At 72.1% G+C, this 19,750-nt stretch carries 24 protein-coding genes and 1 pseudogene; 12 read left to right on the top strand and 13 right to left on the bottom strand.

Annotated elements, in window-relative coordinates; all coding sequences use genetic code 11:
* Window positions 1-49: 49 nt before the first annotated feature.
* Window positions 50-1,000: an LLM class flavin-dependent oxidoreductase gene (locus tag F9278_RS43220; protein ID WP_226967385.1), complete on the bottom strand. Its 951-nt coding sequence runs from the start codon at window positions 998-1,000 to the stop codon at window positions 50-52.
* Window positions 1,001-1,137: 137 nt separating this feature from the next.
* Between F9278_RS43220 and F9278_RS43215 the strand changes: the two genes are divergently transcribed.
* From F9278_RS43215 to F9278_RS43205, 3 genes are all read left to right on the top strand, one after another.
* Window positions 1,138-1,710, top strand: a complete 573-nt coding sequence (locus tag F9278_RS43215) for a MarR family winged helix-turn-helix transcriptional regulator (protein WP_152173193.1) — start codon at window positions 1,138-1,140, stop codon at window positions 1,708-1,710.
* 246 nt (window positions 1,711-1,956) lie between these two features.
* Window positions 1,957-2,577, top strand: a complete 621-nt coding sequence (locus F9278_RS43210) for a LysE family transporter (RefSeq protein ID WP_193242097.1) — start codon at window positions 1,957-1,959, stop codon at window positions 2,575-2,577.
* A gap of 80 nt (window positions 2,578-2,657) precedes the next feature.
* Window positions 2,658-3,104, top strand: a complete 447-nt coding sequence (locus tag F9278_RS43205; RefSeq protein WP_152173191.1) for a nitroreductase family deazaflavin-dependent oxidoreductase — start codon at window positions 2,658-2,660, stop codon at window positions 3,102-3,104.
* A gap of 91 nt (window positions 3,105-3,195) precedes the next feature.
* Here the strand turns inward: F9278_RS43205 and F9278_RS43200 are convergent, their stop codons facing one another.
* A complete protein-coding gene (locus F9278_RS43200; protein ID WP_226967384.1) occupies window positions 3,196-4,212 on the bottom strand; it encodes a cation diffusion facilitator family transporter in 1,017 nt (338 codons plus the stop codon).
* Between the two features lie 157 nt (window positions 4,213-4,369).
* Here F9278_RS43200 and F9278_RS43195 point away from each other — a divergent pair, with 157 nt between their 5' ends.
* The gene (locus F9278_RS43195; RefSeq protein WP_152173189.1) at window positions 4,370-5,359 is read left to right on the top strand and encodes a glutathione S-transferase family protein; all 990 of its coding nucleotides are present in this window, start codon (window positions 4,370-4,372) and stop codon (window positions 5,357-5,359) included.
* Between the two features lie 26 nt (window positions 5,360-5,385).
* Window positions 5,386-5,688: a DUF4235 domain-containing protein gene (locus F9278_RS43190; protein WP_152173188.1), complete on the top strand. Its 303-nt coding sequence runs from the start codon at window positions 5,386-5,388 to the stop codon at window positions 5,686-5,688.
* A 42-nt stretch (window positions 5,689-5,730) separates the two neighbouring features.
* Here F9278_RS43190 and F9278_RS43185 read toward each other — a convergent pair whose 3' ends face one another.
* Both F9278_RS43185 and F9278_RS43180 read right to left on the bottom strand, forming a co-directional pair.
* Window positions 5,731-6,123 carry a VOC family protein gene (locus tag F9278_RS43185; protein WP_152173187.1) on the bottom strand — a complete coding sequence of 131 codons (393 nt, stop codon included), beginning with the start codon at window positions 6,121-6,123 and terminating at the stop codon, window positions 5,731-5,733.
* 72 nt (window positions 6,124-6,195) lie between these two features.
* Window positions 6,196-6,702 carry a GNAT family N-acetyltransferase gene (locus F9278_RS43180; RefSeq protein ID WP_226967186.1) on the bottom strand — a complete coding sequence of 169 codons (507 nt, stop codon included), beginning with the start codon at window positions 6,700-6,702 and terminating at the stop codon, window positions 6,196-6,198.
* Between the two features lie 146 nt (window positions 6,703-6,848).
* Between F9278_RS43180 and F9278_RS43175 the strand changes: the two genes are divergently transcribed.
* Window positions 6,849-7,211, top strand: coding sequence for a DUF1304 domain-containing protein (locus tag F9278_RS43175; RefSeq protein ID WP_152174493.1), 363 nt, complete (start codon window positions 6,849-6,851; stop codon window positions 7,209-7,211).
* A complete protein-coding gene (locus F9278_RS43170; RefSeq protein WP_152173186.1) occupies window positions 7,208-7,780 on the top strand; it encodes a TetR/AcrR family transcriptional regulator in 573 nt (190 codons plus the stop codon). Before F9278_RS43175 ends, F9278_RS43170 begins: the two co-directional genes overlap by 4 nt.
* 13 nt (window positions 7,781-7,793) lie before the next feature.
* Here F9278_RS43170 and F9278_RS43165 read toward each other — a convergent pair whose 3' ends face one another.
* The 3 genes from F9278_RS43165 to F9278_RS43155 form a co-directional block, all read right to left on the bottom strand.
* Window positions 7,794-8,660 (bottom strand): hypothetical protein, encoded by an 867-nt coding sequence (locus F9278_RS43165; RefSeq protein ID WP_152173185.1) that lies wholly within the window; start codon window positions 8,658-8,660, stop codon window positions 7,794-7,796.
* A 159-nt stretch (window positions 8,661-8,819) separates the two neighbouring features.
* The gene (locus F9278_RS43160; protein ID WP_152173184.1) at window positions 8,820-9,929 is read right to left on the bottom strand and encodes an NAD(P)-dependent alcohol dehydrogenase; all 1,110 of its coding nucleotides are present in this window, start codon (window positions 9,927-9,929) and stop codon (window positions 8,820-8,822) included.
* A gap of 32 nt (window positions 9,930-9,961) precedes the next feature.
* Window positions 9,962-11,419 carry an aldehyde dehydrogenase family protein gene (locus F9278_RS43155; protein WP_152173183.1) on the bottom strand — a complete coding sequence of 486 codons (1,458 nt, stop codon included), beginning with the start codon at window positions 11,417-11,419 and terminating at the stop codon, window positions 9,962-9,964.
* Window positions 11,420-11,546: 127 nt separating this feature from the next.
* On the opposite strand from F9278_RS43155, the gene F9278_RS43150 reads away from it, so the two are divergent.
* Entirely contained in the window at window positions 11,547-11,975 is a 429-nt protein-coding gene (locus tag F9278_RS43150; protein ID WP_152173182.1) for a MarR family winged helix-turn-helix transcriptional regulator, read from the top strand.
* Window positions 11,976-12,134: 159 nt separating this feature from the next.
* On the top strand, window positions 12,135-12,539 hold the full coding sequence (locus tag F9278_RS43145) for an anti-sigma factor antagonist (protein ID WP_152173181.1): 405 nt from the start codon (window positions 12,135-12,137) through the stop codon (window positions 12,537-12,539).
* A 36-nt stretch (window positions 12,540-12,575) separates the two neighbouring features.
* Here F9278_RS43145 and F9278_RS43140 read toward each other — a convergent pair whose 3' ends face one another.
* Window positions 12,576-13,529, bottom strand: a complete 954-nt coding sequence (locus F9278_RS43140) for a ribose-phosphate diphosphokinase (RefSeq protein WP_152173180.1) — start codon at window positions 13,527-13,529, stop codon at window positions 12,576-12,578.
* 196 nt (window positions 13,530-13,725) lie between these two features.
* On the opposite strand from F9278_RS43140, the gene F9278_RS43135 reads away from it, so the two are divergent.
* Both F9278_RS43135 and F9278_RS43130 read left to right on the top strand, forming a co-directional pair.
* Window positions 13,726-14,382 (top strand): DUF4230 domain-containing protein, encoded by a 657-nt coding sequence (locus F9278_RS43135; RefSeq protein WP_152173179.1) that lies wholly within the window; start codon window positions 13,726-13,728, stop codon window positions 14,380-14,382.
* Between the two features lie 62 nt (window positions 14,383-14,444).
* On the top strand, window positions 14,445-15,191 hold the full coding sequence (locus tag F9278_RS43130; protein WP_152173178.1) for a VanZ family protein: 747 nt from the start codon (window positions 14,445-14,447) through the stop codon (window positions 15,189-15,191).
* On the opposite strand, the gene F9278_RS43125 is transcribed toward F9278_RS43130, so the two are convergent.
* Window positions 15,172-15,408, bottom strand: a complete 237-nt coding sequence (locus F9278_RS43125) for a hypothetical protein (protein ID WP_152173177.1) — start codon at window positions 15,406-15,408, stop codon at window positions 15,172-15,174. The two genes, F9278_RS43130 and F9278_RS43125, sit on opposite strands and share 20 nt — an antisense overlap.
* Window positions 15,409-15,587: 179 nt before the next feature.
* Between F9278_RS43125 and F9278_RS43120 the strand changes: the two genes are divergently transcribed.
* Entirely contained in the window at window positions 15,588-16,646 is a 1,059-nt protein-coding gene (locus F9278_RS43120; RefSeq protein WP_152173176.1) for a PHP domain-containing protein, read from the top strand.
* Window positions 16,647-16,969: 323 nt separating this feature from the next.
* Here F9278_RS43120 and F9278_RS43115 read toward each other — a convergent pair whose 3' ends face one another.
* The 4 genes and pseudogenes from F9278_RS43115 to F9278_RS43100 all read right to left on the bottom strand — a co-directional run.
* Window positions 16,970-17,635, bottom strand: coding sequence for a M15 family metallopeptidase (locus F9278_RS43115; protein ID WP_152173175.1), 666 nt, complete (start codon window positions 17,633-17,635; stop codon window positions 16,970-16,972).
* Window positions 17,636-17,728: 93 nt separating this feature from the next.
* Window positions 17,729-18,013, bottom strand: coding sequence for a hypothetical protein (locus tag F9278_RS43110; protein WP_152173174.1), 285 nt, complete (start codon window positions 18,011-18,013; stop codon window positions 17,729-17,731).
* Window positions 18,014-18,105: 92 nt separating this feature from the next.
* Complete coding sequence (locus F9278_RS43105; RefSeq protein ID WP_152174492.1) at window positions 18,106-19,080, bottom strand: phosphotransferase family protein; 975 nt, start codon at window positions 19,078-19,080, stop codon at window positions 18,106-18,108.
* Window positions 19,081-19,187: 107 nt separating this feature from the next.
* Window positions 19,188-19,740 (bottom strand): annotated as a pseudogene (locus F9278_RS43100) (reductase); the annotation flags it as partial.
* Window positions 19,741-19,750 lie beyond the last annotated feature (10 nt).

Below are 19,750 nucleotides of genomic sequence, written 5' to 3'. Positions count from 1 at the left end.
CACTTGCGAAGGGGCCGACGCCGGCGACGGCGTCGGCCTCCCCGTGCCGTCACCGTGCCGTCAGCCCGTGAGCGCCTCCACCCGTCGCATGACGTCCTTGCAGAAGGCGCCCACGCCGCCGGGGCCGTCGATGAACTGGTTGGGCTTGACGCAGAAGGTCGTGAAGCCCTGTTCCAGCTGTTCCGGTATCGAGGCGAGGGCGGCGCCGAGGTCCGCCGGGGAGTGGTCGTCGGGGAGGACCGCCTGGGTGCCGCCGATCATCTCCGGTTCGGCGGCGTCCCGTCCGGCGGCGGCCATCGCCTCGTGGAGCGTCTTGAGGTCGTCGGGGGTGGGCCTGCCGGGGGGGGAAGCCGTGGCCGTACCGGACCGGCCGGCGCAGTACGGGGCCGTGCAGGCGCTGGCCGCCGAACCACAGCCTCGGGCCCCCGGGGCGGTACGCCTTCGGCTCGAAGTAGACGTCCCGGAACGGGTAGTGCTCGCTGTCGTGGGAGATCGGGGACGGCCCCCAGGCCCTGGCCCAGACCGCCAGGTGCTCGTCGAGCAGCCGGCCGCGCCTGCCGAAGAGCACGCCGAGCGCGTCGTACTCGTCCGCGCTCCAGCTGACCGTGGGCTGTACCAGCAGCCGTCCCTCGGTGAGCAGATCGAGGGTGCCGAGTTCACGGGCCATCAGCAGGGGGTGGCGCAGCGGGGCGAGGACGGCCGCGGCGGCCAGCCGCAGGCGCTCGGTGACGGAGGCGATGGAGGCGAGCAGCAGCAGGGAGTGGGCCAGGGGGTGTACGGGTCCTGATTGCCGGGGAGGGCGTAGTCGCGGGGGTTGCCCATGATGCCGTCGGCGGCGGCGTCGGGGCCGAGCACGATGTGTTCGCCGACCACGACGGGGTCGAACCCGGCGTCCTCGGCCTCGCGTGCCCACCGTACGGCGGCGGGCAGGTCGGCCCGGCCGCCGGTGAGGGTCCAGTTCTCGCTGAGGACCAGCAGCACGCGGGGGGGTGGTGCTCATGGTCCAGTCCCTCTCCTCCGTACAATTTGATCCCGAATGACCGAACCATCGGTCCGCACCGAACCATCGGTCCGCACCGAACCATCGGTCCGGACCGCACCGTCGACCCGACCGCACCATCTATCCGAGGAGCACCCGTGCCCGGCCAGCGATCCATCACCGAAGCCGAGAAGCTCACCGCGGCGAAACTGGGGGACTTCCCGATCCGCCGGGAGCAGATGGCGGCCGTGGCGAACATCTACCGGGCCGCGTCGGCGGTGCGGCAGCACCTGGAGAACTCGGTGCTGCGCGCCTCCGACCTGACCTGGACGGCCTTCGTGGTGCTGTGGGTGGTGTGGGTGTGGGGCGAGTCCGAGACCCGGCACGTGGCCGAGGAGGCGGGTATCTCCAAGGGCACGCTGACGGGTGTGGCCCGGACGCTGGAGTCGCGCGGCCTGGTCCGGCGGGCCGACCATCCGACGGACGGACGGCTGGTGCTGCTGGCCCTCACCGACAAGGGCGAGGAGTTGATGCGGCGGGTACTCCCCGCGTTCAACGAGGAGGAGGCCTTCGTCACCGGACAGCTCGACGACGCGCAGTGCCGAAGCCTCGCCGAGGGGCTGCGCAGTGTCGTGCTCCAGGTCGAGGAGCACGGTGAGGAGCGCCGCCGCACCCTGCTGAACGGCGCCGATCCCGCGCCCCGCCGCAGCGGCCGGCGTCCGAAGGCCTGACATCACCCGCACGCTTTTCGTTTGAGTTCAAACAACACGTGCGGGCGCGGAACCATGGTCAAGAGCCGGCGGTGATCCGCACCCGCCGGGGCCGCCGGTAATTCGCTTGCCGGGGCCGGGCGCCCGGCCCCAGGATCTGCCCATGCTCATCGACCACGCCTCCCTGCCGCTGACCCCCGCCACCGCCTCGCCGGTGCGGGGGCAGCAGCGGTCCGGCCGACCGTGGGGACCGACACCGCCCCGGTCATGACGGCCGCGCTCGTCGCGGGGCTCCTCGCCGGCTATGGCATCGCCATCCCCGTCGGAGCGGTCGCGACCTATCTCGTCTCCCTCACCGCCCGTACGTCCCTGCGGACCGGAGCCTGCGCCGCGCTCGGCGTCGCGACGGCCGACGGACTGTACGCCCTGCTCGCCGCCCTCGGCGGCACGGCCCTCGCCGCCGCGCTGCAACCGGTACTGACGCCCCTGCGCTGGGCCTCCGCCCTGGTGCTCCTCGCCCTCGCGGTCCGGGGCGCGGTCACGGCCCTGCGCCGGTACCGCGCCCGGAGTCTCACCACCCGCGCCCAGCGCGACCCGGTGGGCCCGGCCCGCGCCTACGCCACCCTGCTGGGGATCACCCTCCTCAACCCCACCACGGTCGTCTACTTCGCCGCGCTCGTGCTCGGCAGCCGCGCCACCGAGGCCGTGAGCGCCCTGGAACAAGGCGTGTTCGTCCTCGCCGCGTTCCTGGCCTCCGCCAGCTGGCAACTGCTCCTCGCGGGCGGCGGCGCCCTGCTCGGGCGGGCCCTGACCGGACACCGGGGGCGGCTCGTCACGGGCCTGGTGTCCAGCGCCGTGATCGCGGTGCTCGCGGTGCTGATGCTGTAGCCGCGTGAGGATTGATTCCGGCAGCGACCGGTGTTGAATGCGGAGGACAGTTCGGAACGCGACAGCAAGGGACGGTTGCCATGCCACTTGAGGGCGAATACGTACCCAGCCCGACCCAGTGGGTGCGCGAGCAGGTCGAGTTGTACGAGAGCTCGGGCGGCACGCAGGGAACGACACTGCTGGACACCGGTATGCCGGTCATCGTGCTCACCACACGCGGCGCGAAGAGCGGGAAGATCCGCAAGACACCGCTGATGCGCGTGGAGCACGACGGGCGGTACGCGGTCGTGGCCTCGCAGGGCGGCGCGCCCAAGCACCCCGTCTGGTACCACAACATCAAGTCCGACCCGCGTGTGGAACTGCAGGACGGACCCGCGCGGCAGGACCTGACCGCGCGCGAGATCACCGGCGACGAGAAGGCCGAGTGGTGGGAGCGCGCGGTCGCCGCGTACCCGCCGTACGCCGACTACCAGAAGAAGACCGACCGGGAGATTCCCGTCTTCGTGCTGGAGTCGGCCGAGGGGTGACGGCCCGCCGGAGATAGCGCAGGTCACAGGCGCGGGAGAGTCCGGGGAAAAATCTGCGACGTGTCGCGCGCGCGCACCGGGCACCCGAGCCTCAGGCCCCGCCGCGTTCCCCCGTCGCGGCGGGGCTTTCCCCTGCCCGCCGCCCCGCCCGCTCCCCCGGCCCCGTCTTCTCCGTCACGTCGAGGAAGATCTGCTCGGCCTCGGGGACGACATGGGCGATCGAGGCCTTGATACGGACGGCGACCGTCTCGACCTCCTCGCTGTCCAGCCCGGGGACGAGGTCGACCCGGGCGGCCACGAGGGTGGAGTCCAGGCCGAGTTGCATGGTGAGCAGGGCCTCGACGGTGTCGATCTCGGGCTGTGCCTCCAGCAGCGTGCGAATCCTCCGGTCGGCCTCGGGGTCGGCGGCGACCCCGACGAGCTGTTCGCGGGTGTCCCGGCCGAGCCGGTAGGCGACGTACACGAGCAGCGCCCCGATCGCGAAGGAGGCGGACGCCTCCCAGATCACCCGGCCGGTCGCCATGTGCAGGGCCATCCCGGCGATCGCGAGGGCCACACCGAGCACCGCCGTGCCGTCCTCGGCGACGACCGTGCGCAGCGCCGGGTCCTTCGGTCCTTCGGCGCCGCCGCCCTGCGTCCGCACCTGATGCAGCGCCCGCAGCAGTGAGGCGCCCTCGGAGAGAAGGGCGACGCCGAGGACGGCGATACCGGCGAGATAGCCGTCGTAGGACTCCCCGCCGCCGCCCGTCAGGGCGTGGACGGCCTGGTAGAAGGAGAAGCAGCCGCCCATCACGAAGATGCCGACGGCGGCCAGCAGGGACCAGAAGAAGCGTTCCTTGCCGTAGCCGAAGGGGTGCCGGGCGTCGGCGGGGCGGCGGCTGCGGCGCAGCGCGGCGAGGAGGAAGACCTCGTTCACGCTGTCGGCGACCGAGTGGGCGGCCTCCGAGAGGAGGGCGGGCGATCCGGCGAGGAGCCCGCCGACGGTCTTGGCGGCGGCGATCACGAGGTTGGCGGCGAGGGCGACGAGGACGGTGACCCGGGTCCTGCGGTCCTGCCGTGCCTTGCTCTCCTCGTGGGCCCCCGGCCCCTCGTGCGCTGCCTCGTGCACCGCCCCGCCGCGGTCGTCCGTCGTCTCGGTGTCTGTCGCTGTCCGGGTCACCTTCGCCGATTGCCCCGACCGGTCGCGCTCACACCGTGGGCGTCGCGGAAATCGGGGAACCCTCCACAGGGCAGACGTAACCGGACGGATCGGGAGGGCAGGCGGTATGAGTGTCGGCGAGGGGAACTCGGCGTACGGACGGAAGGCGTTCAAGCGGTCCAGGAGCCATTTCGCGGACCGGATCACCGTCGACGGCCGCGACGGCTGGCCGGTGGAGCCGGGCCGCTACCGGCTGGTGGTCAGCCGGGCCTGCCCCTGGGCGAGCCGGGCGGTGATCTCACGGCGGCTGCTGGGCCTGGAGGACGCCCTGTCGATGGCCGTCGCCGACCCGATCCAGGACGACCGCAGCTGGCGGTTCACCCTGGACCCGGACGGCCGCGACCCGGTGCTCGGCATCCGCTTCCTGAAGGAGGCGTACGACGCGCGGGAGAGCGACTACCCCGGCGGGGTCAGTGTTCCGGCGGTGGTGGACGTGCCGAGCGGCGAGCTGGTCACCAACGACCATCAGCGGCTCACCCTCGACCTGGCCACCGAGTGGACGGACCTGCACCGCGCGGGCGCGCCCGACCTGTATCCCGAGGCCCTGCGCGACGAGATCGACGCGGTGATGGCCGAGGTCTACCAGGACGTCAACAACGGGGTGTACCGGGCGGGCTTCGCCACCGGGCAGGAGGAGTACGAGGAGGCCTGCGCCGGGGTGTTCCGGCGGCTGGAGGCGCTGTCGGAGCGGCTGGCGCGGCAGCGCTATCTCGTCGGGGAGACGGTCACGGAGGCGGACATCCGGCTCTTCACCACGCTGGTGCGTTTCGACCCCGTCTACCACGGCCACTTCAAGTGCAACCGCTGGAAGCTGGCCGAGGACCGGGTGCTGTGGGCGTACGCCCGTGATCTCTTCCAGACCCCGGGATTCGGTGACACCGTCGACTTCGACCACATCAAACAGCACTACTACCAGGTGCACACGGGCATCAACCCGACCGCGATCGTGCCGCTCGGGCCCGATCTGGCGGGCTGGCTCACCCCGCACGGCCGGGAGGAGCTGGGCGGCAGCCCGTTCGGCGACGGCACGCCGCCGGGGCCGGTCGGCACCACGTGAAGCACTACGTGAAGGAGGAGGACCCCATGTCCAAGAAGAAGAAGCTGAAGCTCCCCCTCGCCTATCAGCCCCTGGGCTTCGCCCTCGGCTGGGTGAGCGGCGCGGTGGCGACGGCCGCGTTCCGCAAGACCTGGAAGCTGATCCGGGACGAGGACGACGCGCCCGACGCGCTGGACCGGGACCGCGGCTGGGGCGAGGTGCTGCTCGCGGCGGCCGTCCAGGGCGCGATCTTCGCCGTCGTCCGCAGCGCGGTGGACCGCACGGGCGCGAAGGCCATCGAACGGTCCACCGGGGTGTGGCCGGCCGCCGAGAAGGGCGGCCGGGACTGACGTTCACGGAACCGACGTCCAGGGGCTGCGGGGGCGGCCCGGCTAGCCCTGCTTGGGAGCCGTGGGGTGTTCGCGGCGCAGGGTGAAGGAGTGGCCGGCCGGGTCGGAGTAGCCGCGCTCCTCGAACGGTCCGCTCGGTTCCTTGGTGTCGACCGGGCGTCCGCCGAGGGAGACGATGCGCCGCTCGGCCTCGTCGAGGTCGTCGACGTAGAAGTCCAGATGGGCCTGGAGGGAGTTCTCGGGGCGGGGCCAGCTGGGCGGGGTGGCGTTGACGTCCCGGCGGAAGGCCATCCGGGCACCGCAGGCGCCCTCGATCTCGACGCGGTTGGCGGTCGCGTCCGTCTCCCGCGCGTCGAGCAGTTCCCTGTAGAACACCGCGAGTCTCTCCGGCTCGGCGCAGTCCAGCACCACGAGGCCCGCCTGTACCAGTGCCATGTCTCCTCCGTACGGATACCGGGCTCGGGGGAAGGTCCGCCGCCGCCCATACGCTCCCCGGGTACCCACCGGCTACAGGTTCAGCCGCAGCGTGAGCGCCTGGGGGCGGAACGCCTCCCGCTCGTAGAACCGGATGCCGTCCGCGTTGGCCGCCGAGGCCGTCACCTCGGCGTGCACCGCGCCCTGTTCGCGCGCCCAGGCCAGGAAGGTGTCCACGAGCCGGGCGCCGACCCGGGCGCGGCGGTGCTCGGGCCGGACGTACAGCGCCATCAGGGTGGCCGATCCGACGGGCCGCAGGGCGGAGGGCCCGGACAGCGAGCCCGACAGATGGCCCACCACCTCGTCGCCGTGCAGTGCGGCCAGCAGCAGCCGGCCGGGGTCCTGGAGGGCGGCCGTGAAGGCCTCGGCGCCGTGGCGGCGAGGCCAGTCCACGTTCAGGCTCGGGTCCCGCTCCCCGCCGTCCTCGGCGAACAGCAGGGAACTGGAGACGACGATCCCCGGCACTTCCTCGGCACGGGCCCGCCGCACGATCACCTCTCGCTCGTTCATGGCTTGCTCACGCGTGGCTTGCTCACTCATGGACCGGAACCTAGCGGCAGGGTCTGACAACCCGTCGGCGGCGATCACCGGCCACCGGGTGGACTTCCTGGACAGTCGTCCAGCTATAGTGGACACATGTCCAAGACATGGGCGTGGCATCGAGTGAACGACGGAGTCTGTTGACCATGGAGATCCTGGCGAACGTGCTGGTCGCGCTGGTGGCCCTGCTGCACGCGTACATCCTGGTGATGGAGATGTTCCTGTGGCAGAAGAAGCCGGGGATGGGCTTCCACGGGTTCGACGCGGAGATGGCCCGGCGGACCGCCCCGATGGCCGCCAACCAGGGGCTCTACAACGGCTTCCTCGCCGCCGGTCTGGTGTGGGGCCTGATCGCCGGGGACCCGACCGGCTACCGGGTGCAGATCTTCTTCCTCGCCTGTGTGATCGTCGCCGGTGTGTACGGTGCCGCCACCGCCAACCGCCGCATCCTGGTAGCCCAGGCGCTGCCCGGCGCGCTCGCCCTGGCCGCCGTCCTCGTCGCCGGATGACCCCGGAGGACCCCCGGGCCGCCGAGGACCCCCGGGCCGCCCGGACCCGGGCCAGGCTGCGGGAGGCCCTGCTGGACGAGTGCTCCCGGCATCCGCTGCACGAGATCGGTGTGGCCGCGCTCGTCCGCCGGGCGGGGGTCGGCCGGGCCACCTTCTATGTGCACTACCCGGACCTGGAGGCGCTGGCCGTCGACGCCTGCGCCGATGTCGTACGGGAGGCCGTGGAGGCGCTGCACGCCTGGCGCGGGCGCCCCGACCCGGTGAAGGCGCCGGCCGCGCTGCCGGAGTTCTTCGCCGGGCTCGCCCCGCACGCGGCCCTGTACCGCACGCTGCTGGCGCCCGGCGGCGGCGGACCGCTCGGCCGGGTCCTGCACCGGGACCTGCGCGCCTACAGCCTGCGGGAACGCGAGCTGGCGGGGGCCGCCGACGCCCCGCTGGTGGCGTCCGCCGTGGCGGCCACCTTCGCGGGGGTCCTCGCCGACTGGCTGCACGGCCTCCTCGACGGCACCCCGCAGGAGATCGCCGACCAGGCGTGGCAGCTGCTGGTGGCACTCCACCGCAGCCGCTGAGCGCCGCCTCGGCTCAGGCGCAGCCCATGCCCTTCGCCACCTCGGGCCAGACCTCGACGGCGTCGGGGGTGCGGACGTACGCCTTCGACGGGTCGCCGTCGATCAGCCACAGCGCCCGGTCCCCGTGGCGGTATCCGGTGTCGCGCGCGTGCACGGGCATGGGGACGTCGCCGTCGTAGGCGGAGGTGAGCATGCCGTCCGGCAGGACGCCCTCGGGGTCGCGTCCGTAGAGGCGGCCCTTCCCGGCCGCGTCGGCGCCCGTGGACAGGAAGTGGGCCCGCTGCCAGTCGCAGTGCTCCGCACCCTCGGAGCTGTGCACCACGGTGATCGGCACCCGGTCGCCGTCGCGGTCGGTCCAGATCTCGTACCACCGGCCGTCCGTGAAGCTCGCCGGCAGCTCGGCCGGATCACAGGAGGCGCTGCTCTCCGGCCCCCAACCGGGCCTGTTCTCCCGGTCCTCGGCGACGATCACGGCGACCTTGGTCCGACCGTCGACGTCGTACGAGAAGAGGACCCGGTCCTTCTCCTCACGCTCCCGGCGGTAGCCCTCCCCGGGCACGTCGGGCACCTCGATGTCGAAGTACGCCTCCAGGCCCTCCTCGGGAGTGTCGCCGCCGTCGCTCTCGCTCCAGCCGCCCGGCCCGCCGCCGCCGGCGTAGATTTCACCGTCGCACTCCAGCGCCCGGCCGGCCGCGCCCGACTCGGTTCTGAGCGCCTCGACGCCGTCCTCGTCGACCTCCCGGTGCGGCACGTACAGCGGCCCGGCGTACGGCGTCGCCGGTGCCGTGCCGGTCACCACGAGGTCGCCCCCGCTCCCGGTCCCGCACCCCACCGCCGCGACGGCCGTCAGGATCGCCGTCGTCGCGAGTCCTCCGCGCATGCGCACCCCCGTGTTCGTTCACGCGCTCCGTGTCCCTCCCTCCTTCGACGTCGGAGGGACTCGTTGGGTTCGACAGGTCTGTGCGTGACCTGGTTGTCCAGGTCACCCACGGAGCCGAGGTCACGTGGGGAGTGAGGTGACCCGGAGGGAGATGGCTTGTCAGAACGTCAGCACGGGCTTGATGGCCTTGCCTCCGCTCATGTCGGCGACCGCCTGGCCGATGTCCTCGAACGCGTACCGGCTGATCAGCCGGTCGAGCGGCAGCTTGCCCTCCTTGACCAGCTGGACCAGGACCGGGATGGCGGTCTGGATCTCGTTGTCGCCGAGGGTGAGGCCGACGACGCGCTTGCCGCCGAGCATGCCGTTGACGTCGAGGGAGACCTCCGCGCCGAACGGCGGGGCGCCGACGATGACGAGGGTGCCGCGCGCGGCGAGGGCGTCGACGCCCTTGCGGAGCACGAAGACGCTGCCGGTGGTCTCGACGATCCCGTCGGCGCCCCGGCCGCCGGTGATCTCCATGATCGCCTCGGTGAGGTCGGCGACCTCGCCGCCGTTCACCGTGTGCGTGGCACCCAGTTCCTTCGCCAGTTCCAGGCGCTCGGCGACCTTGTCGACGGCGATGACCGTGGTCGCGGGGGTGAGGGCGGCGGCCATCACGGCGGAGAGGCCGACGGCTCCGGCGCCGAGGACGACGATCGTGCTGCCCGCGCGGGGCTCCAGCACGTTCCAGACGGCGCCCACACCGGTCTGGACACCGCAGCCGAGCGGGGCGATGGAGTCCAGCGGTACGTCGGGGTCGACCTTGACGAGGCCGCGCTCGTCGACGAGGGCCCGCTCGGCGAAGGAGGACTGGCCGAAGAAGTGGCCGCCGAGGTCCTCGCCGTCGCGGCTGATGGTGCTGGTGCCGTCGGCTCGCCGGCCGCCGAGCAGGTTCAGCGGCAGCCACGTGGCGCAGTACGCCGGGTGCCCGTCACGACAGTTGGGGCAGGCGCCGCAGGAGGTGAAGGACAGGACGACGTGGTCGCCGGGCGCCACGGAGGTGACCCCGGGGCCGACGGCCTCGACGACACCGGCGCCCTCGTGGCCGAGCACACCGGGCAGCGGGAAGGGCAGCCCGCCGCTCGCGACGCCCAGATCGGTGTGGCACAGCCCGGCGGCGACCATCCGGACCAGCGCCTCGCCCGGCCCCGGCCGGTCGAGGACGACCTCGGAGAGGGTGAAGGGCGCGCCCCCGGACTCGACCACTGCGGCACGTGTGGTGGTGGACATGCTGATTGCTCCTTTGATCCCAGGGGGCGTGCTCAGTCGAGCGAGACGACGACGGACTTGACCTTGGTGTAGGACTCCAGGGCCTCGGGCCCGTACTCGCGGCCGAAGCCGGAGGCCTTCACACCGCCGAAGGGCACGGCGGGGTCGAGCATCGGCCAGTCGTTGACCCAGACGATGCCGGCCTGGAGGCGGTCGGCGACGCGGTGCGCGCGCGTGAGGTTGGTGGTCTGGATGCCGGAGGCCAGGCCGTACGGCGTGGAGTTGGCCAGTTCGACGGCCTCGTCCTCGGAGTCGAAGGGCTGCACGGTGAGGACCGGCCCGAAGACCTCCTCCTGGACGACCCGGGAGTCGTTGGTGAGGTCGGCGATGACGGTGGGCTTGTAGTAGTAGCCGCCGTTCAGGTCCAGACGCTCGCCGCCGCAGACGATCCGGCCGCCCTCCTTGCGGGCCAGCTCGACGTACTCCTCGACCTTCTTCAGGTGCCGCTCGCCCGCCATCGGGCCGATGACGGTCTCCGGCTGCCGGGGGTCGCCGAGGGGCACGCCGGGCACGGCCTCGGCGAGGATGCCGAGGACGGTCTCGTAGACGGGGCGGGCGACCAGGAGACGGGGGCCGCCCATGCAGAACTGGCCGGTGTTGAAGACGAAGCCCTTGATGATGGCGCCGATGGCCTTCTCGATGTCGGCGTCCTCGAAGACGACGTGCGCCGCGTTGCCGCCCAGCTCCATCGTGACCTGCTTCAGGCCCTCGCCGGCGACGGCCGCCGCGTGCCGGCCGGTGGCGGTGGAACCGGTGAAGGCGATCTTGTCGACGCCGGGGTTGCGCAGCAGCGCCTCGCCCGCGACCGGGCCCGTGCCGGTGACCACGTTGTAGACGCCGTCCGGGACACCGGCCTCCTTGAGGAGGCCCGCCATGTAGAGGGCGCTGAGCGGGGTCTCCTCGGCCGGCTTGTGCACGACCGTGTTGCCGGCCGCGAGCGCCGGGGCGATCTTGGAACCGGCCAGGATCAGCGGGAAGTTGAACGGGGTGATCGCGCCGACCACACCGATCGGGCCACGCCTGGTGTACGCGAGGCGGTTGTTCGGGACGTCGCGGGCGGCGCCGTCCAGGGACCAGGCGAGGGAGGCGTAGTACTCGTAGTCGTTGGCCGCGTTCGTCACGTCGACGGCGTGCGCCAGCATGATGGGCTTGCCGACGTCACGGCTCTCGATGGCCGCGATCTCGTCGGCGTTCTCCCTGATCAGCTCGGCCACGCGGTGCAGAACGCGACCGCGCTCGCGACCGCCCAGTCCGGACCAGGTGCCGCTGTCGAACGCCTCGCGCGCGGCGCGCACGGCGGCGTCCACGTCGGCGGCGCCCGCCTCCGCGACCGTCGTGACCACCTGGCCCGTGGACGGGTCGATCACGTCGGTCCGCGCCCCGTCGGTCGCCTCGACCCACTGTCCACCGATGAACAGCCGTCCGGGCCCGCTCTCGAAGGTGGTCGTCATTGCCCACTCCTCAGCCTTGTTCCAGCCGTGATCATGCCTTGATCACCCAGTCTTCAACCAACAGGATTCCTGTTGGTTCGCAGTTTCATTACACACAGGTTTCCTGTCAATGCCTTACGCTGACCCCATGGTCGGCACCAAGGCACCCCCCTCCCTTCTCTACATGGTCAAGCAGGTCGAGCTCGTTGTCCGCTCGCGGCTGGACGAGCTGGTCAGGCCGGCCGGGATCACGGCCCTGCAGTACACGTCCCTGACGGTGCTGGAGCGGCACGACGGGCTCTCGGCGGCACAGCTGGCCCGCGACTCCTTCGTCACGGCCCAGTCCGTCGCGGACCTCGTCCGCAGCCTGGAGAACCGCGGGCTCGTCCGCCGGGAGCGCAACCCGCGCAACCGGCGCGAGCTGCTGATCCTGCTCACCGGCGAAGGGCGCGAGCTGCTCGCCCGCTACGCGGAACCCATGCGTGACCTGGAGGAACGCATGATCAGCGACCTGACCGCGCACCAGGCCGACCAGTTCCGGCAGGCGCTGTCGAAGACGTGGCACGCGCTGTCGTAGGGGGCGCCGCGCAAAACTCCGCACGGATTGGCGGAGAAATCGAAGACATATGTCAATCGAACATGCTGAAATTCATCCTGACGAGGGTAACTTGCAGGGCGGGGAAGGCTTTTGCCCTACGCCTTGCCCTCACAGAGTCCGGTTGGAGGCGATGCCGTCGTGTCGAGCGACCCCACTCCGCCCGCGACCGGGTACCTGCGCGTCCGCGCGGACCGCGGCCGTACCGTGCTCGAACTGCACGGCGAGATCGACATCGCGGCGGCCGTGGAGATCATTCCGCACCTCGACGCGGAGACCGGCCGTCACGGTGCCCGGATCGTGATCGACCTGCGGCATGTCGAGTTCTTCGACTGCTCGGGCCTGCGGCTGCTGTACCGGGCCCGGCAGCGGGTGCTCGACCGCGACGGCGAACTGCGTCTGGTCTGCACCCATCCGCTCACCCTGCGCGTCCTCAAGGTCACCGGCCTGGCCCGGCTGCTGCCACCCGCCCCGTCGCTGGAAGCGGCCCTGGCGCAGCCGGACACGGCGCTGGAGCGGCCCGAGGCCGCGTCCGGCACGTTATGACCCGGACCCGGACGACGACCCGCGTTCCTCGGCCCGCTACTCGCGCGACGGCGCGTCGAACAGGGCGCTGACGGACTCGCCGTTGTGGATACGGCGCACGGCCTCCGCGAGCGCGGGGGCGATGGACAGGATCCTCAGCTTCTCCGTCCGTTCCTCCAGCGGGACGGGCACCGTGTTGGTGCAGACGATCTCCAGGATGTCGGGCTGCGCGCTCAGCCGCTTCAGGGCCCCGGCCGCGAACAGCCCGTGGGTGCACGCCACCCGGATCGAACGCGGCCCCAACTCCCGCAGCCGATCGAGGAGTTCCAGAACCGTACTGCCCTTGGCGATCTCGTCGTCCAGGACGATCACATCCCGTCCGGCGACCTCGCCGATCACCGAGTTGATGCTCACCCGGTCGTCCGCGAACCGCTGTTTGGCGCCCGCCGCGACCTGCGCCCCGATCATCCGCGCGAACGCCGCCGCCTCCTTGGCGTTGCCCAGGTCGGGTGAGACCACCGTCGTACGGGAGAGGTCGTAGCGCCGGAAGTGCGCGGCCAGCTCGCGCAGCGCGTGCAGATGATCGACCGGCACCGAGAAGAAGCCGTGTACCTGGGGTGAGTGCAGGGTCATGGCGAGGACACGGCCCGCGCCCGCCGCCACCATCAGATCGGCGACCAGCCGGCCGCCGATGGAGATCCGCGGCGCGTCCTTCTTGTCGGAGCGGGCGTACGAGTAGTGCGGCATGACCACGGTGATCCGGCCCGCCGAGGCGCCGCGCGCCGCGTCGCACATCAGCAGCAGCTCGACGAGATGCTCCTGCACCGGCGCGACCAGCGGCTGGACCAGGAAGACGTCCTTCTCACGGCAGTTGGCCTGGAGCTGCACCTCCAGACAGTCGTTCGCGAAGCGGCTCACCCGGGACGGGCTCAGCGGCACCCCGAGGTGGGCGCAGACCTCCTCCGCCAGTTCGGGATGGGCGCTGCCGGTGAAGACGGCGATGTCACGCACGGTCGGCTCCTCGTATGAACATGATCATTACGGGTGGCGCGGCTCATGCTACTGGCCGCCCGGCGTACGCCCCTTCGGTACGGCCACCCGGACGGGCCGCACCCCCGAAATACGGCTAACTGCGGACAATCACCAACTCCGCGTTCCCCCAGGGTCTTTGAGGGCATTCGTTGAAGGAGGAAGGAGGGCCGTCGACATGACGACGTCCATCAAGCGCACGCGTGTGCCCGGCTGGGCCAAGCTGCTCACCGCCGTGGTCATCCTCATCGTGGTGCTGCTGGCCGCCTTGCGGATGCTGGTCTTCGGGGGGCTGGACGACGTGTTCGGCACCGAGGAGCACGACCGCTCGGGGCCGACACTGCTGAAGTCCATCCAGGACATGAGCCGTTACGACGCCGCCTCGGGCAACTTCCAGGTGGTCGTCGACCTGGAGAAGGACGCCAAGTACCTGCCGGACGCGATCCGCGGCACCCGCACGCTGTACGTCGGCGCGGGCACCGTCGACGCCTATGTCGACCTCGGCAAGGTCGGCGAGAACGATGTGAAGGTCAACGAGGACCGCACATCGGCCACGATCGATCTGCCGCGCGCCCAGCTCGGCAAGCCCGCCCTCGACACGGAGCACTCCTACGCCGTCTCCAAGCAGCGCGGGCTGCTCGACCGGCTCGGCGACCTGTTCTCCGACAACCCGGGCGGCGAGCAGGCCGTGCAGCGTCTCGCCGTCAAGCACATCGGCGACGCCGCGAAGGACAGCAAGCTCACGGACCGCGCCGAGGCCAACACCACCGACATGCTCGAAGGGCTGCTGAAGTCCCTCGGCTTCAAGGAGGTGAAGGTGACTTTCTCGTCCTGAGGGGAAGGCGGTTCCGGTCCGGAAGAAGTTGACATCGAGGGAAGTCGCAACTGGAGGGTTGCATGGCCCGCACCACGTCCGGTTCCCGCACCACGGCACGTTCCCGTCCCGCAAGCACCGGCCGCGGTTCCACCGCGGTCGCGCGCGATCGTTACTCTCTCGCGTGGCCGCTGCGGCTGCTGGCGATGGCACTGGCCTTCGTGGCCATGGTGGCGTTCGGCGTGGTGCTGGCCGGGCTCACCCTCCAGCCGTCCCCGGCGTCGGAGGCGCTCACCCACAGCAACCTCAGCCCCGGCAGTTCGCTGGAGCTGTACTGGCACCACCCGGACCCGCGTGACGCGCTGAAGCAGGTCGGTGGCAACATCCTGCTGGGCGTCCCGTTCGGCATCCTGCTGCCGGTGCTGGCGCCCGGCACACGCGGTCTGCTGCGGGTACCCGCGCTGACCGCGCTGATGATGCTGCTGGTGGAGCTGGTGCAGGGCGCGCTCGTCACCGGCCGCGCGTTCGACATCGACGACGTCATCCTCAACACGTCGGGGGCACTGCTGGGCTATCTGCTGCTCGGCCGGCGCCTCGGCCGGACGGTCCACGCACGGGCCCCGCACGAGCCGAAGGCCGCACCCGCGGGCCGCAAGGCAGTCGCTCGCAAGGCACCTGGCCGGAAGACTCCCGCCCAGCGGAAGACACCGGCTCAGCCCAAGGCCGCCGCCCCGTCGAAGGCGTCGGCCAAGGCGAAGGGGTCGCGCGGCGCGTGGCTCCAGCGCCTGCGGGTGAGCCGCCGCAAGGGGGCTAGTGCAGCTTCCAAGTGAATTTGTCGCCGCCCACCCAGCGGACCTGGTCGGGGTCGTCGAGGTCGTGGACGACGACCCCGTACGCCGCCGCGGCCCGCAGCACATCCGTCAACGTCTTCGCCTCGCCGACCACCTGGCCGTCGATCTCCACGATCCGGAACGGCGGTGTACCGGGCTGTACCCCGAGCACCAGGACCCGGGGGTGGGAAATGTAGGGGCTCGCGCTTTCGGTCATGTCTAGAGCGTAGAGCGGTTCCGGCGTCGGTGACCGGCCGGGGGCGGCCTGGGGTGGCCTGAGGCGGCCTGAGGCCGGTCACCGGCGCCCGTACGGCCGCCGTGCGGGTGTCCGACCGCCGTGCGGGTGTCCGGGGCCTGGGCGACGCTGGAAGCCGAAGGCCGGATGCCGGAGGTGTCATGGATCCCGTCGAGGCCCTGGACCGGATCGCCTTCCTGCTGGAGCGGGACGGCGCCCCCACCTATCGCGTACGGGCGTTCCGTACGGCCTCGGCCGTGCTCGGCGCGCTGCCGGCGGACGAGGTGGCCGAGCGGGCCGCAGCGGGCTCCCTGGAGTCCCTGAAGGGCGTGGGGCCGAAGACCGCGCGGGTGGCGCGTGAGGCGCTGGGCGGAGAGGTGCCCGACTATCTGCGGCGGCTGGAGGGGGCGGCCGAGGCCGCCCCGCTCACGGACGGGGACGCGGGCGCGCGGCTGAGGGGGCTGATCCGGGGCGACTGCCATGTCCACTCGGACTGGTCGGACGGCGGCAGCCCGATCGAGGAGATGGGCCGGACCGCCGCGCGCCTGGGCCACGAGTGGACGGTGCTCACCGATCACTCCCCCCGGCTGACCGTCGCCCGGGGCCTGTCCCCGGAGCGGCTGCGGGAGCAGCTCGACGTGGTGGCCGCGCTCAACGAGACCTGGGCGCCGTTCCGGCTGCTCACGGGCATCGAGTGCGACATCCTCGACGACGGCTCGCTGGACCAGGAGCCCGAGCTGCTGGACCGGCTCGACGTGGTGGTGGTGTCCGTGCACTCCAAGCTGCGGATGGACGCGCGGGCGATGACACGGCGGATGGTCGCCGCGGTGCGCGACCCGCACTCCGATGTGCTGGGGCACTGCACGGGGCGGCTGGTGACCGGGCGGGGGCGGCCCGAGTCGGAGTTCGACGCGGAGGCGGTGTTCGCGGCCTGCGCGGAGACGGGCACGGCCGTGGAGATCAACTCCCGGCCGGAGCGGCTGGATCCGCCCCGGCGGCTGGTGCGGGCGGCCGTGGCGGCGGGGGCGCTGTTCTCGATCGACACGGACGCGCACGCGCCGGGGCAGTTGACCTGGCAGGCGCACGGGTGTGCTCGGGCGGAGGAGTGCGGGGTGCCTGCGGAGCGCGTCGTGACCACGTGGCGGGTGGACGAGGTCCTGGAGTGGGCCCGCGATCGGGAGGTCCCGGAACGGGCGTTGAGCGCCCGGCTGGAGGAATGACCCGATGAGGACCGATGGGACCGGATGACGACCGCTGTGGACCGCCTTGCGGGACGTGACGCAGATCACCGGCAATGTCCGGATACGGAAGGAACACCCACTGATATTTTCCCGTTGAACCAGCCGTGGGTGTGGATGGGACAGTGTCCCCGGGCCTCACCTTTTGCCCACAGGGACGATCGTTCGGCTGAAGCCCTGTGGAGCGTTCCGCCGAGAGGCGACCGCCATCCGCACCCACACACAGACCGCCCCGACCGTGATTCCCCCGTCCCGGTCGGGGCTTCTCTCTTCCTTCTCTCCCGTCCGTCCGGTCGCTCCGGCACTCAGGCGCCGAGTTCGCGCGGGCCGTACAGCGCCGCCGGCGCGCCCGTCGTCAGGGCCCAGTAGCGGTCTCCGTACGACCAGTGCCACCACTCGGTGGGGTAGTTGACCAGGCCGGCCGCGGTGAGGGCGGCACCGAGCGTCTCCCGGTGGGCGCGGGCCTCGGCGGAGATGCCGTCCGCGCCCGTGTAGCAGGCGCCGGCGCTCTCCTCGGGGCTGGCGTTGACCCGCGTACCGAAGTCGAGTTCACGACCCTCGGAGTCCACCGCGGTCAGGTCCACGGCCGCGCCCGCGGAGTGCGGGGCTATCTCGGGCGGGGAGACATGGCGGCTGGCCGCCGCGCGGATCCGGTCGGCGGACCAGTCGGGGTGCGGGGCGCGCTGCTCGGCCGCGTACTCCTCGAAGTACCGGCGCTGCAGTGACGGCGGCCGGTAGCCCTCGACGAACAGCAGTCGCAGCCCGTCCGGCAGCAGTGACTGGGCCTTGACCAGCCGGTCCAGCACGCCCGCGCGGAGATGGGCGTAGGCGCCCGTGGCGTCGGCCTTGCGCCCGTCGACCAGCAGGGCACCGGCCGGGCGTGCGTCGCGTACGTCGACGAGGGGCTCGTCGGTGTCGTGGACGGGTACCGCCGCCACCCTCGGGTCGGACATCAGGATGATCTCGGTCATGGACCGATCATCTCGTGACGGCGCCTCCCCGGGTCCCACCGGGGAGGCGCCGAGTATTCAGGTGGTGCGGGCGCGCCGGAACGCGGGGGCGGGTCAGCCGGAGGGCTCGTCGGGGACGGGCTGCTCGGGGTTGACGGCGCCCGACCTCGGGGCGCCCTGCCTGCCGGTGCCCGCCTCGTCCGTGTCGGGCACGTCCGTGTCGGGTGTGTCGGTGGCCTCGTCGGGCGGGTCCCCGCCGTTCTCGTCCCGGTCGTCGCCGGTGGCGTGCCGCGGGGTCACCTCCCAAGGGTCCTCGCCCTCGTGCGCCTGCTGGTCGGGGAGGTCCCTCGGTACGGGGTCCGCGTGCTCGCCGGGACCCTCGAGCCGGTGATCGGTCACGGCGTGCTCCTTCCTGTCGTGCACCGGCGTGCGGGTACCTCGGTCCGCCCGGCTCAAACCAGGTGTTCCGCGGACCGGTCCCGTCCCGGCCGTCAGGAGAGGTCGCGCAGCTCGTCCAGGGCTTCCGTCAGCAGTGGTGCCACCTCGTCCCGCCGCCACGCGATCTGGCCCTCGTCCATCGCCCGGGGCACCACCTCGATCAGCATGATCAGGTAGAGGTAGCTGCGGTAGAGGGCGTAGCGGCGGCGGACCGAGGGTGTGAACTCGATCTCTCCGCCCGCTTCTTGATAGCCCGTCAGAAACGCGGTGTCCTGCCGGATGTCCCCGAGCAGGGCGAGGGAGACGAAGTCGGCGACCGGGTCGCCCCAGAACATGCGCTCGCCGTCGATCAGGCCGCCGACCCGCGCCGGCTCCCCGCGCTCCACGAGGATGTTGCCCTGCCACAGGTCGAAGTGGACCAGCCGGGGCACGGTCACCTCGTCGAGGGCGTCGTGCGCGAGCTTCGCCGTGCGGGCCACCTCGTCCACGGGGAGGGGCAGCCGGGCCCGGAAGCGGCGGGCGTCGTCGAGCACTCCGTCGTAGAGGGCGGTGAAGGCCGTACGCCAGTCGGCGGTGAGCGGCCCGAACACACCGGACGGGTAGCCGAAGCCGGGGCCGGTCACCCGGTGGAGCCGGGCCACCAGACCGCCCAACTCCCGCCGCAGCGAGGCCTCCTGGGCGGGCTCCAGGCCCTCCCATCCACCACCGGGGCAGTGGCTGAGCAGGATGTGCCGGCCGGTCGGCGCTCCCTCGTCGAGGGCGACTCCGGCCACCCGAGGCGCGGGGACGCCGACGGTCCCGGCGCCCCGGCAGAACTCGGCCTCGCCGCCGAGGAGTTCGCTCTCGTGGGTCATGCCGGGGGTGGTGGGCGGCGGAGGGATCTTGAGGATCAGCCGGGTGCCGTCGGTGAGGCGCAGTTCCTCGACGGTGTTGTAGGTGCCGCCGGTGAGCGGCAGCCGCTCGGCGAGGCTCTCGGGCGGCAGCCCCGCCGCCGCCAGGACACGCCGGGCCCGTTCCTCGTCGTCCACTCCGGTCCCCCTCGTCTCGTCGTACACGGCGGTGCGGGCCCACTCTGCCAGGTGGGCCCGCACCACCACAGCCCTGATCAGCCCCGGGGGAACGATCAGGCCATCGGTCATCCCGCGGCGTAGACGTCCTCCACATGGCGGCCCGCGGCGATCAGGTCGTCCAGCCACCGGGCGGCGTCCGCGCCGGGGTGCCGCCCGGCGTGGATCGTACGGAAGGCCTCGCGGACGCCGGGTGCCATGCGGGAGCCGTCGCCGCAGACGTGGACGCGGGCGCCGGCGTCCAGCAGGGCACCGATCTCGGCGGCGATCCGGTGCTGGACGAAGGCGGCGCCGTCGACCGGGGCAGCGCTGAAGGCGGGGCGCAGGGAGACGGCCCCGGCGGTCTCGGCGGCGCGGAGTTCGTCGGCGTGCAGAAGGTCCGCGTCGGGGGGCGTCGCAGCCGAAGTAGCAGACGGCGGGGGCGAGTTCGGCGCCCGCGGCGGCCCGTGCGACCCGGTCCGCGATGGCGCCGCGGAACGGGGCGAGGCCCGTACCGGCGGAGACCATGATGACCGGCGCCGGGTCGTCGTGCCCGATCCGGAATGCCTCGCGGCACGGCTGGATCCGGGCGAGGACGGTGTCGCCGGGCTTGACCGTGTTCAGGTAGCCGGAGCCGACGCCCGTGCAGCCG

The sequence above is a fragment of the Streptomyces phaeolivaceus genome (assembly GCF_009184865.1).
GTDB classification, from domain to species: Bacteria; Actinomycetota; Actinomycetes; order Streptomycetales; family Streptomycetaceae; genus Streptomyces; species Streptomyces phaeolivaceus.
The sequence above is the reverse complement of the archived record's forward strand: the minus strand, read 5'-3'. Positions and strand labels throughout refer to the sequence as shown.